The sequence below is a fragment of the Bacillus sp. AFS012607 genome (assembly GCF_002558005.1).
In the GTDB taxonomy this organism is placed as follows: Bacteria; Bacillota; Bacilli; order Bacillales; family Bacillaceae_G; genus Bacillus_A; species Bacillus_A thuringiensis_S.
Genome location: NZ_NTVM01000023.1, coordinates 1 through 17,091 on the forward strand (window position 1 = coordinate 1; position 17,091 = coordinate 17,091).

Here is a 17,091-nt window from a genome sequence, read left to right on the forward strand (position 1 = left end):
TCGGAGGGGTAGCGAAGTGGCTAAACGCGGCGGACTGTAAATCCGCTCCTTCGGGTTCGGCAGTTCGAATCTGCCCCCCTCCACCATTTACATAGGGGCATAGTTTAAAGGTAGAACTGAGGTCTCCAAAACCTCCAGTGTGGGTTCGATTCCTACTGCCCCTGCCAAATATATTTACACAACATGGCGGTTGTGGCGAAGTGGTTAACGCACCGGATTGTGGCTCCGGCATTCGTGGGTTCGATTCCCATCAGTCGCCCCATTTTTATTTTTAAAATTACAAATAATTTAATTGATACTTACATATAATTAAGTAAGAATTCGATGGGCTATAGCCAAGCGGTAAGGCAACGGACTTTGACTCCGTCATGCGCTGGTTCGAATCCAGCTAGCCCAGCCATTTTTGCGGAAGTAGTTCAGTGGTAGAATACAACCTTGCCAAGGTTGGGGTCGCGGGTTCGAATCCCGTCTTCCGCTCCAATGAAATTTAATATGGCGGCATAGCCAAGTGGTAAGGCAGAGGTCTGCAAAACCTTTATCACCGGTTCAAATCCGGTTGCCGCCTTTTCTTTTGTGCCGATGTGGCGGAATTGGCAGACGCGCACGACTCAAAATCGTGTTCCTTCGGGAGTGTCGGTTCGACCCCGACCATCGGTATCATGAACGTCGTAAAAAAACTCTATACAATTAGTATAGAGTTTTTTTTGTTTTCTTTTCATTACATGACAAAATAAGCACAAAAAGTGTACGGTGAGTAAACTGCGAAACATTAAAAGGATAAAAACAAACATTCAATTTTATCCTTTTAATTGCGGTATTCTATAATATTCCCTTCGAGCACTCTAGAGAGAATTTCTCCACCCCGGTGACATGAAGTTAAATCCGACACCACCAGTAGATATTAGTACATGATCAGCTGTTAATTTCGTAATTTCTAAAAACTTCTTTTCAAACTTTTCTCTGTTGTATTTGTACATAGTTGAGTGGCACGACCACATGTGCGTTGAAGTACTCAACCAGTCCCCTAATTCCTTCAATTCAGGAAACGCCTCAAATTGGATTGGTTCATCTAATTTCATGAATCTTACTTGATAGATAGTTGGGTTTAACTTCTCTCCTATTCCTTTAAAAGCATGTGATTTTTTCTCATTTGAATGTGTCATAATTCTCCCTCCACCTTTTCTTCAAATTTTTCCCTATTTTTATTGTACAGCAATAGAAAGTAATTATGGGAATATTATGGAAATAGGTATCGGCAATATAAAAAGACTCTAACAGAAATGTTAGAGTCTTTTTTGTTAAATTATATTATGTGATGCTAAAATTCGTAATAAACTTAGGAATTCATGTATAATATAACTTGTCGAAAGAACAAAATGATAGTGATTTATATTATGTCTGTAATATGAATCAAAAATGAACTTTTTATATTTCTTTTAAAAATGTGTTGAACACACATTATATTTCATATTAATATTTTTATGTAGATTTAAAACGAGAAAGAGAGTGGAAAGTATGGGCCGTAAATGGAACAATATTAAAGACAAAAAAGCATCGAAAGATGCAAATACAAGCCGTATATACGCGAAATTTGGACGTGAAATTTATGTGGCGGCAAAACAAGGAGAGCCAGATCCAGAATCAAACCAAGCGCTTAGAGTCGTATTAGAACGTGCGAAAACATACAATGTACCAAGAACAATTATTGATCGTGCAGTTGAAAAGGCAAAAGGCGGTTCAGAGGAAAATTATGACGAGCTTCGTTATGAAGGATTTGGACCAAATGGAGCTATGGTTATTGTAGATACACTTACAAATAACGTAAACCGTACTGCAGCAGATGTACGAGCTGCATTTAGCAAAAACAGTGGTAACATGGGTGTAAACGGTTCTGTAGCTTACATGTTTGATGCGACAGCTGTTATCGGCCTTGAAGGTAAAACATCAGATGAAGTTCTTGAAATTTTAATGGAAGCAGATGTTGATGCACGTGACATTCTAGAAGAAGAAGATTCTGTTATCGTGTATGCTGAACCTGATCAATTCCATTCAGTACAATCTGCACTTAAAGGTGCTGGTGTTGAAGAATTTACAGTTGCAGAATTAACAATGCTTGCACAAAGTGATGTTACACTTCCCGAAGATGCTCAAGTACAATTTGAGAAAATGGTTGATGCATTAGAAGATTTAGAAGATGTGCAACAAGTTTACCACAACGTAGACTTAGGAGAATAATACGATAGAAGCCCTGTCCGTTTAACGGATAGAGGCTTTTTTTTATGAAGTTAATTAAGTTGATGAATTAGTAAAGGTATTTTGTTGTAGACAGGGAATATGCTTATAGGGATATATGAAATAATCATTATTTCTAGGAGGTTTAATATGGAACATAAAACACCAAAGCATATCGTTGCTGTAGCAGGTTATTTAACAAATGAAAAAGATGAAGTGTTATTAGCTAAAGTACATTGGCGATCGGATACGTGGGAGTTGCCAGGAGGACAGGTGGAAGAAGGAGAAGCGCTCGATCAAGCAGTTTGTAGGGAAATGTTTGAGGAAACCGGTTTAACTGTGAAGCCGGTTGGAGTTACAGGTGTTTACTATAATGCTTCTATGCATATTTTAGCTGTTGTTTTTAAAGTGGCATATGTGAGCGGTGAAATAAAAATTCAACCTGAAGAAATACAAGAGGCTAAATTTGTTGCTTTAAATGAAGAGAATATAGATGAGTATATAACGCGTCCTCATATGAAATCCAGAACGCTTGATGCGATGAGAGCAACACATTATATTCCGTACGAAACGTGGGAAGTACAGCCGTATAGTTTAATAGGAAGATTGTAAAGAAAAGAGTGACTGATTTGAGATACATTCAAATCACTACTCTTTTTTTTGTATACTGTTTAAGAAAAAGGTCAAAATAATAATAGCGCTAGTATTGATTTGTAGAACGTTTGTTCTGTATAATGGATTTATCCCGCTATTTGCCGGGCAGCTCAATTGGTGAGGGCTAATAATCAGTGGGGATGAACAAAACCTCCACTGATTAAAGTTTCACTTTATATGTTATATACATTTAGATTACTAGATAGTTAAAAGTACATATATTTGTAGATGATATAATTAAAGTGTAAAGTGAAAATATAATAGTCTTAAGGGTTACTCTCTTATTGGTTATTCGTACTTTAACATACCTATATTCAATATTTCAGATGAATAGTAGATAAAAAAAGACTGTGATACAATACTTTTTTATCCGACTATTTGCTGGGCAGTAAGCCTGATTGATGAGGGCTTATTAAAGTTTCACTTTATACCTTACAATGATGTAAGGTACGTGTAAGAGAAATCGATGGGATATTTTTTTACAACAATGTATTCTTAAAGTAAGAGTTATATGCTGTGTGGAAAAGAGGTGTTCAAGATGAAAGAACGAGTATTATCTAGGGTGAACTATCATCAAAAAGTTGCATTAAATCCAATGACTAAACTTTTTTATAAAGCCATTATATTATTATTATTGTTAAGTTGTACGTTATTATTCATTGGAAATGTAATGATTGAGCAAAGTGATATTAGTAAATTACATGTGCCGGCTAAGTTAGAGGTACCAGAATCATTAACACATGCATTTATTGCGACAGAAGATAAAAGATTTTATCATCATAACGGTTTAGATTATATAGCAATTATTAGGGCCTCTGTTGAGAATATAAAGGCTGGTGGTGTCGTACAAGGAGGAAGCACGATTACACAGCAGCTATCTAAAAATGCTTTTTTAACGAATGAACGTACATTTTCTCGTAAGTGGAAAGAGATTTTTTATACGAAAAAAATTGAACGTACATTTACGAAGGATGAAATTTTAAAATTATATGTAAGTAACATTTATTATGGAGAAGGAGCATGGGGAATTGAAAAAGCAGCAAACCTTTACTTCGGTAAAAAGGTGAACCAATTAACGTTGGCTGAAAGTGCAATGATGGCTGCTGTAGTAAAAGCACCTGCTTATTACTCACCTGCCCAAAATTATGATAAAGCAGTAGAGAGACGAAATGTCGTTTTGAGACTAATGGAGAAAGAAGGCTATATAAGCCATGATGAGTATGTTCAAGCAGTTAGTGAGAAATTGGTAATTCGTCATGATATAAAAATAGAGCAGTCGATGTTAAATAGCGCGCGTAAAAAAGCAGTAAGTTAAGAGAAGTTCCTACAGAGGAGCTTCTTTTTTTGAATAAATTGTGACAAATTGTGACACAATATCGTCACAATTATTGTGTTTTTGTAATTTATGTGAGCGTGTTCATTGCGTGACGTATATAAGTGTTGATATTATGTGTATTGTGTACAATGCTGTATACAGAATATGAATTTAAAGAGGAATGTATATGAAATCAAATAAACTCATGGCTCTTGGTATAGTTTTTTCTATCGCAGTATTGATTGTAATTGGAACAATTGCGTATAGCATCATAAATGACAAAAAAGATAAAGGGAATGAGATGTTTGCTTATTCCACGCAACAATCTTTAGGGAAAGATGATGCTCCAGTTAAGGTAGTTGAATTTGGAGACTTCAAATGTCCTGCTTGTCGTACTTGGGATGTAACAGTATTACCTCGATTAAAAGAAGAGTATATTGATAAAGGCAAAGTGCAGTTATATTTTATTAACTTCCCATTTATCGGAAAAGACTCGGATTTAGGTGCAGCAGCTGGTGAAGCAATTTATAAACAAGATAAAGATTCATTCTGGATTTTCTATGATGAGATTTATCAAAATCAAAAGAAAGATACGGAAGAATGGATTACAGAAGATTTGCTTCTTAGCATTGTGAAAGAGAAACTTCCAAAAGTTGATGTAGAGAAATTTAAGAAAGATTTACACAGTAAAGAAATTACAGAAAAAGTACGTAAAGATTCAGATCGTGCTCAAAAATTAAAAGTTCAAGGTGCTCCTTCAGTATATGTAAACGGAAATCTTGCAAACCCTGATTTCGATAGTATGAAGAAGGCCATTGATAAAGAATTGAAAAAGTGATGAGGTCTCTCATCACTTTTTCGACTTTTTTCGATAAAATTCTTGCCTCTATTTTTTTAACATGCTATACTACTTTACATAAGTTATTCTAATATCTTATATGTAATTCATATTTGCGGGTGTAGTTTAGTGGTAAAACAAGAGCCTTCCAAGCTCTGGTCGAGAGTTCGATTCTCTTCACCCGCTCCAAATTTTATTAAATGTTTTTCTATAAATTGTGATCAACGCAGTGTTTCGTTTCCGAGATAAACGAGGCATTGCGTTTTTTAATGTTTGAAAAATATAATTACATGCGAAAATAGAAGTAAATAATAGTATTCCAAAAGTGAATTACTAACCAATAAAGTCGTTACATAAGGGATGATGGATTCATCTGAGGAGGCGATTAAGAGTGGATTTTGAACAATTAAAGCAAGATGTAATTGCGTATAGTAAAACAATTGGCATAGATAAAATAGGCTTTGCGAGTGCTTCTCCTTTTGAGGAATTAAAGCAGCGCTTAATCCAGCAACAACAATTAAATTATCAATCTGGATTTGAAGAGCCTGATATAGAGAAGAGAACGAATCCGCAACTTTTATTACCGGGTGCTAAATCAATTATTGCGATTGCTTTAGCATATCCTTCAAAATTAAAAAATGCACCATTAAGTAAGCGTGGAGAACGCCGTGGAATTTTTTGCCGTGCTTCTTGGGGACAAGATTATCATCTTGTTTTACGAGATCGTTTGCAAAAATTAGAAGCATATTTAATTGAAAAACTTCCGGATATAGAAGTGAAGTCCATGGTTGATACAGGTGAATTAAGTGATCGAGCTGTATCAGAGCGTGCAGGCATTGGCTGGAGTGGGAAAAACTGTGCTATTATTACACCTGAATTCGGTTCGTACGTATACTTAGGGGAAATGATTACAAATGTTCCATTCCCGCCAGATAAGCCGATAGAAGATCAATGCGGGGGCTGTACGAAATGTATCGATATTTGTCCTACAGGTGCTTTAATACAGGGGGGACAGTTAGATTCGAAGAAGTGTATTGCGTTTTTAACACAGACGAAAGGATTCCTACCTGAAGAATATCGCGATAAAATAGGAAATCGTATATATGGATGTGATACGTGTCAGACTGTTTGCCCGAAAAACAAAGGAATGGATTTTCATAATCATCCTGAGATGGAGCCGGACCCTGAGCTAGTTAAACCATTATTAACGCCACTTTTAACAATTAGTAATCGTGATTTTAAAGAGAAATATGGGATTATGTCAGGGTCATGGAGAGGGAAAAAGCCACTGCAAAGAAATGCGATTTTAGCATTAGCACATTTTAAAGAAGCATCGGCAATTCCTGATTTAATTGGTGTTATGAAAGATGACCCAAGACCGGTATTGCGCGGAACGGCAGCATGGGCACTTGGGAAAATTGGGGGAGATGGAGTAGGCGAAGCGATTGAGAAAGCGATGGAACGTGAGAAAGATGAAGAAGTACTTCATGAAATGAAGCGCGGGCTTGAATTGTTAGCACAGAAAAAAGAGTAGATAATATTTCCCTTTTTCATATTGTAATATGGGAGGGAAACGAAATGGCTGTAAAAATGAATATTGAAAAGCAAGTACAACAGTTTTTAGCATATATCACAGAGAAACGAACAGACGTGGATGGTATTGCTGAGGATTTACTACAAATGGCACAGAGAAAGAAACAATTGTTTCAAAGGCGTAGTGCACATATAGTGAAAGCAACTGCGGATGTTTCTTTCATTAGACAATTAAATAGTAATGACCATCAAGAAATTGATTATCAAATACATTTTAAATATTTAATTAAGCATAAAGAATTATTTTATATTGAAGAGGAACAATTAAAACGAAGAGTTTGTTTAAATAATAGTCGGATTATAGGCGATTATGATATTGAAGTGTCAGAAGAAATTAGAATGGGTGAGACATTAGAAAGGGAAATTACGAAAGAGAAGTACGGTTCTTATCAGTATAATCGTTTAGAGGCAGTGAAATATGCAGAGCGTTGGTGGGATGACCGAAATCCTATGTATCGTAATTTCCCTGATAATTGTACGAATTTTATTTCTCAATGTCTTCATACTGGAGAAGTACCTATGAACGGATATCCTAATATTCGTAAAGGATGGTGGCAAAGGGAGAATCAGTGGAGTTGGAGCTGGGCTGTTGCACATTCTTTTTATTGGTATTTGTCAGGTGCTACAACAGGACTTCGAGCAGAGGCGGTAGAGAGGCCAGAAGAACTTATTCTTGGAGATGTTATTGCTTATGATTTCGAGGATGACGGAAGATGGAATCATACGACGATTGTAGTAGCAAAAGATGCAGATGGTATGCCGCTTGTAAATGCACATTCAGCGAATAGCCGTCGACGTTATTGGAACTATGAAGACTCTAGTAAATATACACCACAAATGAAATATAAATTCTTTCATATTATTAATGGGTAGAGATTTTTCGCTCAAGTGGTATAATACGTAGTAGACAAAAAACAGAGGTGAATATCGCGTGGGAGTACATGTTGTTTTATATCAGCCAGAAATTCCAGCAAATACAGGGAATATTGCTCGTACTTGTGCAGCAACTGGAACAGAATTACATTTGATTAGACCGCTTGGATTTTCAACGGATGATAAAATGTTAAAGCGTGCCGGATTAGATTATTGGCAGCACGTGAAAATTACGTATTATGATTCAATTGAAGAATTTTATGAAAAAAATAAAGATGGTGAATTCTTCTATTTAACGAAGTATGGCGAAAAAGCTCATACAGCGTTTGACTATAGCAAGCGCGAGAAGGATTACTATTTTGTATTTGGAAGAGAAACAAACGGCTTACCAGCTAATGTAATCGAAGAAAACTTTGATCATTGTTTACGTATTCCAATGACAGATAAAGTACGTTCATTAAATTTATCTAATACAGCAGCAATTTTAATTTATGAAGCGTTCCGTCAACAAAATTACCCTGGATTAGATTTAGAAATCGTTTATTAAAAGTCGCCATATGGCGACTTTTTTTTATAAAATAAAAATAATATGTAATCATACATTTAAAAGAGAGGACATAATCATATAGAATGGGATATATGATTAAAAATAGATAAGACGGGTTGAGATAAATATGAAGGAAGAATATAGTAATCAAAATACCTTTTTAAGTATGATAGATATGGATTTAATTAGACAAGGATTATTACATGCTATTCAAGATTTAGTATTTATTTTGAAAGTTATTGATGATGAAACGTTTAAATATATGTATGTGAATAGAATAGGAATGGATTATGCTAGGTTAAGCGAAGAGTGCTATGGAAAAACTTTTGCAGAAGTATTACCAAAAGATATAGCGGGGATATTGCAAAGGCAATATGAAAAAGTAGTGAGAGAAGCGAAAGCACACACATTTTGTGATGTAGTCAAATTACAAAAAGGTGAGATACATTATGAATCTTCACTTAATCCTGTCTGCGATGAAGAAGGAATATGTCAATTTGTTATTTGTATTACAAGAGATATTACAGCTCAAATTGAGGAGAAGACAGAGATAGAGGAAAAACAAATGTTATTTAAGTCGTTACTAGAATATAATAATGACTCAATTATATCTATAGATTCTATAGGGAGAGTTACATATGCAAACCCGGCAACGTATGAAATATTTGGATACCGGTATGAAGAGTTAAATAATAAATTTATTTTTGAATTCATTAATAAAGAATATGAAAAAGACTTTCAAATTCTATTTAAAGGAGCTCTGCAGGGAAGAGCAAAACAAATTGTTTCAAAGAAATATGTTCATAAAGAAGGGTACGAGCTATATATTTCTTTGAGAACTATCCCGATTATTGTGAACGGTGAAATTGTTGGAGTTTATATTGTTACGAGAGATGTTACAAGGCAAGTATTAAACGAAATGCGAACAGAATATTTAGCCTACTATGACCAGTTAACGGGATTAATGAATAGAATTTCATGTACAAATAAGTTAAATACTTTTTTAAAAGAGAGTATAAATTTTGCGCTTGTATTTATAGATTTAGATGAGTTTCATCGTATTAATGATACATTTGGTCATAAAGAGGGAGATAAAGTATTACAAAAAGTTACAGAATGTTTAAGCAATCTAAAAATAGAAGGTATGCACTTATTTAGAGAACACGATGATCAATTTGTTATGTTAATAGAAAATATAACAAAAGAATGTGTAGAGGAAATTGCAAAAGGCATACTGAAAAATATTAGTGAATATTTTGTAATCGAGGAAGAAGATGTATATTTAAGTGCGTCAATTGGAATTGTAATGGCTCCAGCAGATGGAGAAGATGAAAAAATACTATTTCAGAGGGTCGATGCTGCTTTAGAAAAAGCAAAAGAAAAAGGAAAAGGACATTATCATTTTTATTGTAGTGGATTAGACTGTGAGCGTGAACAAAGGTTTATAATAGAAAACCAGTTACATCGTGCTATAGAAAAAAATGAGTTTTTCTTATATTATCAGCCACAAATTAATATTGAAACGAAAAAAATAGCTAGTATGGAAGCTTTAATAAGGTGGGAGAATAAGGAATTAGGATTTGTTTCTCCAAATCAATTTATTCCGTTGGCAGAAAGAACAGGATTTATTATTAAGCTCGATGAATGGGTAGTAAATCAAGTGTGTCAGCAACTGCGCGAATGGTTAAATAAAGGATATGAAGTGGTCCCAATTGCAGTTAATATTTCAGCTAGACACTTTCGCTCTATTACATTAATAGAGATGATTACACGGGCTTTAAATAAGTACAATGTACCAGCTTATTTATTAGCGATAGAGGTTACAGAAGGAGCTCTTATACATAAAGATATATCGAAGAGAGTGTTACTACAATTAAAAGAACAAAATTTAAAGATTCATTTAGATGATTTTGGAACAGGCTATTCATCTTTAAGTTACTTGAAAACATATCCAATTGATACTTTAAAAATTGATCGTTCTTTTATGGAAGGTATACATATAGATGAACGTGATACGAATATTACAGCTGCAATTATTCATTTAGCTCATACTTTAGAACTGAATGTAATTGCAGAGGGAGTAGAAAAAAAGGAGCAAATACAGTTTTTGAAAGAAAAGAATGTGAAGCTTGTACAAGGTTATTATTATAGTCGACCATTATCCAAATATGATATGGAAAATATGTATTATAAATAATGTATAAAAAAATGATGTGCTAAAAGCACATCATTTTTTATGTGTACCTGGTTTGTCATTGTAACCAGATGTAAAAATAGCTGTAAGAAATGTGAGTGATACACCTAAAATTAATAATAATTTCATACTAATATCCTCCTTACTTTTTTCGGTTCACGAGTTCTATTTATTACCCAAAATGTATGTAAGGTTCTTAGAAGAAAAGAATTTATTTATAATGAATAGCAGTGTGAAAACGTTAATACCTATATTATACAGAATTTTCTTTGAATTTTGGAGAGAATTTTAGCGTGCTATTATATATTTCGTTTTGATTTAAAGAATGTTTAAGGACATCCTAGCATACCTTTTATAATAATCCGATTGAACAAGGAGATGGGGGAGGAGCTATAATGGATATTCTAAAAAAGATTGAACAGCATCGAGCAGCAGAAGAACGGTTACAATGGGAAGGTACGTTTGCGGAGTATTTGGAGCTTGTGAAAGAAAGACCATGGGTGGCTCAAACAGCACACTCTCGCATTTACAATATGATAAAAGATGCTGGAATTGAAGAAGTTGATGGTAGAAGAAAGTATAACTTCTTTAGTAATCAGCTCTTTGGATTAGAGGATGCTCTAGAACGTCTTGTAGAGGAATATTTTCATCCATCCGCAAAACGATTAGATGTTAGAAAAAGAATTTTATTATTAATGGGTCCTGTTAGTGGAGGGAAATCAACGTTAGTTACGATGTTGAAACGAGGATTAGAAACATATTCACGAACAGATCGTGGAGCAATTTTTGCAATTAAAGGATGCCCAATGCATGAGGATCCACTGCATTTAATTCCACATCATTTACGAGATGATTTCTTTGATGAGTATGGGGTTAGAATTGAAGGAAATTTATCACCACTAAATGTCATGCGTTTAGAGCAAGAATACGGATCAAGAATTGAGGATGTAGTTGTAGAGCGTATTTTCTTCTCTGAAGATCGCCGTACAGGGATTGGTACATTTAGCCCGTCTGATCCAAAATCACAGGATATTGCAGATTTAACAGGTAGTCTGGACTTTTCTACGATTGCAGAATATGGTTCAGAATCAGACCCGCGTGCGTATCGATTTGATGGAGAATTAAATAAGGCGAACCGAGGAATGATGGAGTTCCAAGAGATGTTAAAATGTGATGAGAAGTTTTTATGGCACTTATTATCGCTTACGCAAGAAGGGAATTTCAAAGCGGGAAGATTTGCGCTTATTTCAGCAGATGAATTAATTGTAGCGCATACGAATGAAACAGAGTATCGCTCATTTATAGCAAATAAGAAAAATGAGGCATTGCACTCAAGAATTATTGTAATGCCAGTTCCTTATAATTTACGAGTAAGTGAAGAAGAACATATTTATGAAAAAATGATTCGTGAAAGTGATGTGTCGAATGTTCACATTGCACCACACACACTTCGCGTTGCAGCAATGTTCACTATTTTAACTCGTTTAAAAGATCCGAAGCGTCCGGATATTGATTTAATTAAAAAGATGCGTTTGTATGATGGAGAAACGGTAGAAGGTTATAATGCGATTGATGTAGAGGAGCTACAACGAGAATATCAAGATGAAGGTATGAAGGGTATTGATCCTCGTTATGTCATTAACCGAATTTCGTCTACAATCATTCGAAAAGAGGTACCATCTATTAACGCGTTAGATGTACTTAGATCTTTAAAAGATGGGCTGGATCAGCATCCATCGATTAGTAATGAAGACCGTGAACGTTATATGAATTTCATCTCATTAGCGAGAAAAGAATACGATGAAATCGCAAAGAAAGAAGTACAAAAGGCGTTTGTTTATTCATATGAAGAATCGGCTAAGACACTTATGGATAATTATTTAGATAACGTCGAGGCGTACTGCAATAAATCGAAATTACGTGATCCGTTAACAGGAGAAGAAATGAGTCCAGATGAAAAATTAATGCGCTCAATTGAAGAGCAAATTGGGATTTCAGAAAATGCTAAGAAAGCGTTCCGTGAAGAGATTTTAATTCGCATTTCTGCTTATGCCCGTAAAGGAAAACGCTTTGATTATAATTCACATGAACGTCTTCGTGAAGCGATTCAGAAAAAACTATTTGCTGATTTAAAAGATATAGTGAAAATTACAACATCAACGAAAACGCCAGACGAAAATCAGCTTAAGAAAATCAATGATGTTGTTGCGCGTTTAATTGATGAGCATGGCTATAATTCTTCTTCAGCAAATGAATTATTACGCTATGTAGGTAGCTTGTTAAACCGATAGTTTGATAACAAAACGCTGTCTCTTGTATTTTGCGGGACAGCGTTTTATTATCCGTTCATATGTGTATAAAGTGTCATACCTTGTCCAAATGTAATAAATTAAGATGCAATTTCATGAATTTATTGTCAATTATTTTTACAATATGCATATGATAGAGTAACCAACCATTCATACGAAAAAAGCCAACACAATACAATATGTTGCAAAGTAAAAATGTGTGCAACAATGCATTGTGTTTCTTTCTTATCAGTGGCTGAATATTTCTTTCTATTATGTGAGTGGCAAAATTTTGTTTAGGATGCTCGGGTATTGTATGAAAAACGTTATAAATGTTTATGGGATGATTTTCTGTGGGCAGTTACCTTTCAAATATTCTAGCTTGCACAGTACAGAACAAAATTTATAGATTGCTGTTCATAAAGGAAGACAATTACAGTAAGGAGGGAAAGGAATGGGCGAAGAAAATCAACCAAATTATACGATTTCACAGGAAAACTGGTCCCTCCATCGCAAAGGATATGACGACCAACAACGCCATCAAGAAAAAGTACAAGAGGCAATTAAGAATAATTTACCCGATCTTGTAACAGAAGAAAGTATAGTTATGTCTAATGGCAAAGATGTTGTAAAAATACCAATTCGTTCTCTAGATGAATATAAGATTAGATACAATTATGATAAAAATAAACATGTTGGGCAAGGAAACGGTGACAGTAAAGTTGGTGATGTCGTTGCGAGAGATGGATCAGGTGGTCAAAAACAAAAAGGGCCAGGAAAAGGGCAAGGAGCAGGAGATGCAGCTGGGGAAGATTACTATGAAGCTGAAGTCTCTATTTTAGAATTAGAGCAAGCGTTTTTCAGAGAGTTAGAGCTGCCTAATTTAAAGAGAAAAGAAATAGATGAAAATCGGATTGAACATGTTGAATTTAATGACATTAGAAAAACAGGATTATGGGGAAATATCGATAAGAAACGAACAATGATATCTGCATATAAACGAAATGCGATGCGTGGTAAAGCATCTTTCCATCCAATTCATCAAGAAGACTTAAAGTTCCGCACTTGGAATGAAGTATTAAAGCCAGATTCAAAGGCTGTTGTGTTAGCGATGATGGATACGAGTGGATCGATGGGAATGTGGGAGAAGTATATGGCACGTAGCTTCTTTTTCTGGATGACAAGATTTTTACGAACAAAGTATGAAACAGTTGATATTGAATTTATTGCTCACCATACAGAAGCGAAAGTCGTCACAGAAGAAGAATTTTTCTCAAAAGGAGAAAGTGGCGGAACAATATGTTCTTCCGTATATAAAAAGGCATTAGAACTGATTGATAATAAATATTCACCAGACCGCTATAATATTTATCCATTCCATTTTTCAGATGGTGATAATTTAACATCAGATAACGCTAGGTGTGTAAAGCTTGTGGAAGAATTAATGAAGAAATGTAATATGTTTGGATATGGGGAAGTGAATCAGTATAATCGCCATAGTACACTCATGTCAGCCTATAAAAATATTAAAGATGAAAACTTTAGATACTATATTTTAAAGCAAAAAGCAGACGTATTTCATGCGATGAAAAGCTTTTTTAGAGAAGAATCAGGTGAGAAAATGGCATAACCTCTTTTAAAGAGGTTCTTTTTTTGTAAACTTTTTATTTTTTTAGTTGACAATGATAATGAAAATCATTATCATTTATTCGAGAAATGATTACATTTCGAATTATATATTTTGGAGGAGATGTAAAGTTGAAACAAAATAAAAGAAAACGTATAAATGCAATGATTATAGCGGCGGCGTTATCACTTCCGTTTGCTGTTTATTCAACACCTGCTTTAGCGGCAGTGGCAATTGAGGCGAATAAAACGGGACAAGGTTTAGAAGATGGTACATATGATGCTGTTATTAAAGCGTATAAAGATAAAACGAATGAAGAGTCTATGGCAGCTGTTTATATAAAGGATCCGAAATTAACAATTGAGAATGGAAAGAAAATTGTAACAGCAACGTTAAGTGATAGTGATTTCTTCCAATACTTGAAAACAGAGGATATTCATACGCCAGGTGTGTTTCATGATGTAAAGGTCCTATCAGAAGACAAAAAGAAAAATGGGACGAAGGTTATTCAATTTGAAGTTGGAGAATTAGGAAAAACATACAATATGCAAATGCATATTTATATTCCAACGATGGCCTATGATAATAAATATCAAGTGCAGTTTGAAGTAAATGCTATAAATTTAGAAAACAATGTTTCAGAAAAACAAAAGGAAAATAAAGAGGAGCAACAAGATGAAAACGGAAATGTAATATTAGATAAGCAATTACAAAAATATATTAATAAATATAACTTAGATAGAGATAATGTAGATGCGCCAATCACAAAGAAAGATTTATTACAAATTAAAACATTATCCATTTATTCAGGTAAAGGGATGAATGAAATAGCTGGTTTAGAGTATATGACAAATTTAGAGAAGTTGACGTTACGAGAGTCTAATGTAACAGATATATCAGCTATCTCGAAATTGAGAAGTTTGAAGTACGTTGATTTAACTTCTAATTCAATTGAAAGTATTCATCCAATTGGGCAATTAGAGAATATTAATATGCTTTTTTTAAGAGATAATAAAATTTCTGATCTTACACCATTAAGTAAAATGAAAAAAATCAAAACATTAGATTTAATCGGTAATAACATTAAAGATATCCAGCCATTATTTACATTATCAACTATGAAACAATTATACTTAGCAAATAATCAAATCAGTGATCTTAATGGAATTGATCGATTAAATAATGTGGAACTATTATGGATAGGGAACAATAAAATTAATAATGTTGAATCTATTAGTAAAATGAGTAATCTTATTGAACTAGAAATTGCTGATAGTGAAATAAAAGATATATCACCATTATCTCAATTAGGAAATTTACAAGTGCTGAATTTAGAAGAGAATTATATCTCTGATATATCGCCGTTGAGCACTTTAACAAATTTACATGAGATAAATCTTGGAGCAAATGAAATTTCTGACGTAAGGCCTGTTGAGGAATTAGGTAAGCGAATTTCAATTGACATTCAAAGACAAAAAATCTTTTTAAATGAAGCAAGCGTAGATGAGGAATTAAAAATCCCAGTATACAACCTTAAGGGAGAACCACTTCAAAATATTAATGTAAAAAGTGAGGGGGCTACTCTGAATAACGGATTTATAAAATGGAATAGTCCTGGAGAAAAAATATATGAATTTAAACTAGATACTAATTCTACTGAAAGTAAAATAAGATTTAATGGTACGGTTATACAGAATATAGTTGAAAAACAAAAAGAACGTGCAAATGTAATTCTCGATAAAACTTTACAACAACATATTAATAAAGAGAATTTAGGTAGAGAGAACTTAAACGCTCCTATCACAAAAGAAGATTTATTACAGGTTAAAAAATTAGAGATACTTAAAGAAAAAGGAAATGAGATAAAAGATATAACAGGTTTAGAGTACATGACGAACTTAGAAAACCTTACTTTAGAAGGAGTAGGCCTGAAAAATATTGATTTCATCTCAAACTTGAAACGATTGAATAATGTGAATGTATCTCATAATCAAATTGAAGATATAACACCGCTATCTTCATTGAAAAATTTACAGTGGTTAAATCTTACTGAGAATCGTATTACAGATGTAACGGTTCTTGGCTCAATGTTAGACTTACTTAGTTTAAAATTAGCTGAAAATGAGATTCGTGATGTAAGGCCATTAATACAATTAGGTCAGTGGGTAACAATTGATGTTAGAAGGCAAAAGGTCATTTTGGATGATGCAGAAATAAATAAAGAAGTGAAAATACCTGTATATGATTTAGAGGGAGAGCCAATTGAAAAGATTACACTAAAGAGTGAAGGTGGAACTCTTACTGATGAGGGAATCATTTGGCGTACTTTAGGAGAAAAAATATATGAATTTGATTTAGATGCAGATCATTATGAGACTGGCATATTATATAGTGGCATTGTAATGCAGAATATAGTAGAAAAATTAATACCAAAAGAAGAAGTGAAAGAACCAACAAAGGAAGTGGAAGAGTCAAAAGAAGAAGTGAAAGAACCAACAAAAGAAGTTGAAGAAGCGAAAGAGGAAGTAAAAGAGCCAACAAAGGAAGTGGAAGAGTCAAAAGAAGAAGTGAAAGAACCAACAAAAGAAGTTGAAGAAGCGAAAGAGGAAGTAAAAGAGCCAAAAGGAAATAATCAGGTTGTTGAAAACGAAGGCAGAACAGCAGATACTTTAAATACACAACATGTTAATAAGACGGAGGAAGGAAAGAAATCTTTACCATCAACAGGCGGTGAAGCTAGCACATCGACTTTACTTTCTGGAATAACACTTGTTCTTTCCGCACTAAGTATGTTCGTATTTAGAAAGAGGTTATTTAAGAAATAAATAACGTTTAATCTTATTATTGTATATAATTAATGTTTGTCTTTTGTGTAATAGATAGAGTAAAACCCCATTCGTATGAAAATTATATTTCATACGAATGGGGTT

The 17,091-nt window shown here is 33.9% G+C and carries 12 protein-coding genes and 8 tRNA genes; 19 read left to right on the forward strand and 1 reads right to left on the reverse strand.

Translation table 11 applies throughout. From position 1 onward, the window contains the following. Positions 1 to 2 precede the first annotated feature (2 nt). From CN409_RS24045 to CN409_RS24075, 7 genes are all read left to right on the forward strand, one after another. A tRNA-Tyr gene (locus tag CN409_RS24045) sits at positions 3 to 86 on the forward strand. A gap of 7 nt (positions 87 to 93) precedes the next feature. Beyond that, positions 94 to 167, forward strand: a tRNA-Trp gene (locus tag CN409_RS24050). A gap of 19 nt (positions 168 to 186) precedes the next feature. Next, a tRNA-His gene (locus tag CN409_RS24055) sits at positions 187 to 262 on the forward strand. Between the two features lie 63 nt (positions 263 to 325). Beyond that, positions 326 to 400 (forward strand) — tRNA-Gln (locus CN409_RS24060). 5 nt (positions 401 to 405) lie between these two features. Further along, positions 406 to 480, forward strand: a tRNA-Gly gene (locus tag CN409_RS24065). Positions 481 to 494: 14 nt separating this feature from the next. Then, positions 495 to 565: transfer RNA gene (locus CN409_RS24070), tRNA-Cys, on the forward strand. Between the two features lie 10 nt (positions 566 to 575). Next, positions 576 to 657, forward strand: a tRNA-Leu gene (locus CN409_RS24075). Positions 658 to 842: 185 nt separating this feature from the next. Here CN409_RS24075 and CN409_RS24080 read toward each other — a convergent pair. Then, complete coding sequence (locus tag CN409_RS24080) at positions 843 to 1,163, reverse strand: DUF3884 family protein (protein WP_000149824.1); 321 nt, start codon at positions 1,161 to 1,163, stop codon at positions 843 to 845. 352 nt (positions 1,164 to 1,515) lie between these two features. Between CN409_RS24080 and CN409_RS24085 the strand changes: the two genes are divergently transcribed. The 12 genes from CN409_RS24085 to CN409_RS24150 all read left to right on the forward strand — a co-directional run bounded on the left by CN409_RS24085 (position 1,516) and on the right by CN409_RS24150 (position 16,986). Then, entirely contained in the window at positions 1,516 to 2,235 is a 720-nt protein-coding gene (locus CN409_RS24085) for a YebC/PmpR family DNA-binding transcriptional regulator (RefSeq protein ID WP_000532954.1), read from the forward strand. Positions 2,236 to 2,382: 147 nt separating this feature from the next. Continuing rightward, on the forward strand, positions 2,383 to 2,844 hold the full coding sequence (locus CN409_RS24090; RefSeq protein ID WP_000400451.1) for an NUDIX hydrolase: 462 nt from the start codon (positions 2,383 to 2,385) through the stop codon (positions 2,842 to 2,844). Positions 2,845 to 3,424: 580 nt separating this feature from the next. After that, positions 3,425 to 4,201, forward strand: a complete 777-nt coding sequence (locus CN409_RS24095; RefSeq protein ID WP_000664718.1) for a transglycosylase domain-containing protein — start codon at positions 3,425 to 3,427, stop codon at positions 4,199 to 4,201. Positions 4,202 to 4,388: 187 nt separating this feature from the next. After that, a complete protein-coding gene (locus tag CN409_RS24100; protein WP_097981468.1) occupies positions 4,389 to 5,039 on the forward strand; it encodes a DsbA family protein in 651 nt (216 codons plus the stop codon). A 115-nt stretch (positions 5,040 to 5,154) separates the two neighbouring features. Then, a tRNA-Gly gene (locus tag CN409_RS24105) sits at positions 5,155 to 5,228 on the forward strand. A gap of 202 nt (positions 5,229 to 5,430) precedes the next feature. Next, the gene (gene queG / locus CN409_RS24110) at positions 5,431 to 6,573 is read left to right on the forward strand and encodes a tRNA epoxyqueuosine(34) reductase QueG (RefSeq protein WP_000345208.1); all 1,143 of its coding nucleotides are present in this window, start codon (positions 5,431 to 5,433) and stop codon (positions 6,571 to 6,573) included. 44 nt (positions 6,574 to 6,617) lie between these two features. Further along, a complete protein-coding gene (locus tag CN409_RS24115; RefSeq protein ID WP_000279323.1) occupies positions 6,618 to 7,505 on the forward strand; it encodes an amidase domain-containing protein in 888 nt (295 codons plus the stop codon). 58 nt (positions 7,506 to 7,563) lie between these two features. Next, entirely contained in the window at positions 7,564 to 8,052 is a 489-nt protein-coding gene (gene trmL / locus CN409_RS24120; protein ID WP_000538147.1) for a tRNA (uridine(34)/cytosine(34)/5-carboxymethylaminomethyluridine(34)-2'-O)-methyltransferase TrmL, read from the forward strand. A gap of 127 nt (positions 8,053 to 8,179) precedes the next feature. After that, positions 8,180 to 10,249 (forward strand): sensor domain-containing protein, encoded by a 2,070-nt coding sequence (locus tag CN409_RS24125; protein WP_000657163.1) that lies wholly within the window; start codon positions 8,180 to 8,182, stop codon positions 10,247 to 10,249. A gap of 392 nt (positions 10,250 to 10,641) precedes the next feature. Beyond that, entirely contained in the window at positions 10,642 to 12,537 is a 1,896-nt protein-coding gene (locus CN409_RS24135; RefSeq protein WP_000353273.1) for a PrkA family serine protein kinase, read from the forward strand. 451 nt (positions 12,538 to 12,988) lie between these two features. Further along, positions 12,989 to 14,164, forward strand: coding sequence for a sporulation protein YhbH (gene yhbH, locus CN409_RS24145; RefSeq protein WP_000503516.1), 1,176 nt, complete (start codon positions 12,989 to 12,991; stop codon positions 14,162 to 14,164). Between the two features lie 128 nt (positions 14,165 to 14,292). Beyond that, positions 14,293 to 16,986: a leucine-rich repeat domain-containing protein gene (locus CN409_RS24150; RefSeq protein ID WP_098217944.1), complete on the forward strand. Its 2,694-nt coding sequence runs from the start codon at positions 14,293 to 14,295 to the stop codon at positions 16,984 to 16,986. Positions 16,987 to 17,091 lie beyond the last annotated feature (105 nt).